At 64.6% G+C, this 511-nt stretch carries 1 protein-coding gene; it reads left to right on the top strand.

Features of this window, described 5'->3' with window-relative positions; all coding sequences use genetic code 11:
• Window positions 1-393, top strand: a 393-nt coding sequence (locus J5M67_RS27890; RefSeq protein WP_368735964.1) for a UDP-2,3-diacylglucosamine diphosphatase, incomplete at its 5' end; no start/stop codon positions are given.
• Window positions 394-511 lie beyond the last annotated feature (118 nt).

Here is a 511-nt window from a genome sequence, read left to right as displayed (position 1 = left end):
CTCGCCTATCTCGGCGACACGCTGTACACGCTGATCCTCGTGCTCAACCGCTGGTTCAACCGGATCAGGAGCCGCTTCGGCTTCCAGTACTGGTCGCTGTCGCAATACCTGAAGCACCAGGTAAAGAACGCCGTGAACTTCATTTCGTCGTTCGAAGCAGTGATGACCGACGAAGCGCGCCGCCGCGGCTGCGACGGCGTCGTCTGCGGCCACATCCACAAGGCCGAGATCCGCGACATCGACGGCGTGCTGTACTGCAACGACGGCGACTGGGTCGAGAGCCTGTCCGCGCTCGTCGAGACGATGGAGGGCGAGCGGAAGGTCGTCTACTGGACCGTGATGCGCACGCCGCCCGCCGCGCTGCCGCGCAAGACCAAAGCCGCCACCGCCTGATCCGCTAGAGGACTGCCTGCGATGAAAATCATGATCGTCACCGATGCGTGGGAGCCGCAAGTCAACGGCGTCGTGCGCACGCTCAAGAGCACGGCACGCGAGCTCACCGCGCTCGGCC

The sequence above is a fragment of the Pseudomonas sp. 30_B genome, assembly GCF_017491605.1.
GTDB lineage: Bacteria > Pseudomonadota > Gammaproteobacteria > Pseudomonadales > Pseudomonadaceae > Pseudomonas.
This window is presented reverse-complemented; position numbering and strand designations above follow the sequence as displayed.